Annotated in this window: 2 protein-coding genes; both read right to left on the bottom strand. The window is 46.2% G+C overall.

Going from position 1 to position 1313, the window contains the following annotated elements:
• Positions 1-650 (bottom strand): phosphoribosylglycinamide formyltransferase (gene purN, locus A3756_RS13180; RefSeq protein ID WP_068553667.1); only part of this gene is annotated, 650 nt, incomplete at its 3' end.
• Positions 651-652: 2 nt separating this feature from the next.
• The coding region (gene purM / locus A3756_RS13175; RefSeq protein ID WP_068553666.1) for a phosphoribosylformylglycinamidine cyclo-ligase at positions 653-1313 on the bottom strand (661 nt) is incomplete at its 5' end.

The following is a 1313-nucleotide window of genomic DNA, read 5'->3' as shown; positions in this document are numbered from 1 at the left end:
ATCTCTAGCTTAAGGCCGCTTTCGGGCAACTGCTCGCCATCCAGATAGGCTTGGCCATCTTTCATTTCAAGACGTCCATCGATAAACCACTTAACCGCAATGGGGTAAATGATGTGTTCCTTTTCAAGTACTCGGGTGGCAAGTGTTTCTTCAGTATCCTGATTTAAGACTGGTACAATAGCCTGGATGATGTTCGGGCCGCTATCAAGCTCAGCGGTAACAAAGTGAACACTCACGCCGTGCTCTTTGTCTTTTGCTTCAAGCGCACGCTTATGAGTATGTAGGCCGGGATATTTAGGCAGAAGAGAGGGGTGAATGTTGAGCATTCTTCCTTCAAAACGGCGGACAAAATCATCGGTTAAGATACGCATAAAGCCCGCTAATACCACGAGATCCGGTTGATGCTTCTCAATCGTCTTAATCAGCTCTGCATCAAAAATCTCTCGTTGAGCGAATTTTTGATGTTCGATGACATGAGTATCAATCTCAGCTTTCTTAGCTCGCTCTAGGCCCTTAGCATGGGGCTTATTGGAAATAACAGCGCTGATCTTTCCAGGGATTTCTTCACGTTGATAGGCGTCGATTAAGGCTTGAAGGTTGCTGCCGCTACCCGATATCAAAACAACGACAACAGGATCTCGTCCTTCCATTACTAAGCGCCTAGTCCATTTAGTTGGACTTGCTCTTCGTCGGAAGATGTGTCGGCAATTTCACCAATTACCCAAGCACTTTCGCCTTCAGCTTCTAAAAGCTTGATGGCTGATTCTTCTGAACCGGCTGGAACGGCGATGATCATGCCAACACCGCAGTTGAAGGTGCGATACATTTCAACAGGATTTACGTTACCTGCTGATTGAAGCCATTTGAATACTTCAGGCAATTCCCAGCTCTGGGTCTCGATGACTGCTTTAGTTCCTTCAGGTATTACGCGAGGAATATTCTCAAGTAAGCCACCGCCCGTGATATGTGAAAGGGCATGCACCTCACCTTCTTTGATCAATTTAAGAAGAGATTTAACGTAAATCTTTGTTGGCTCAAGCAAGGCCGATTTTAGGTCGGTATCGCCAATTTCCTGGTTTAGGTCAGCGTTTGATACTTCTATAATCTTGCGAATTAAAGAGTAGCCATTCGAGTGTGGACCTGAAGAAGCGAGGCCAATTAACTTGTCGCCAGCCTTAACTTTGGTGCCATCTATAATCTCAGACTTCTCAGCAATGCCAACGCAAAAACCAGCCAAGTCATAATCTTCGCCTTCGTACATGCCGGGCATTTCAGCAGTTTCACCGCCGACTAGTGAGCAACCAGATAGGTCG

It is taken from the genome of Oleiphilus sp. HI0086 (assembly GCF_001635225.1).
This window is presented reverse-complemented; position numbering and strand designations above follow the sequence as displayed.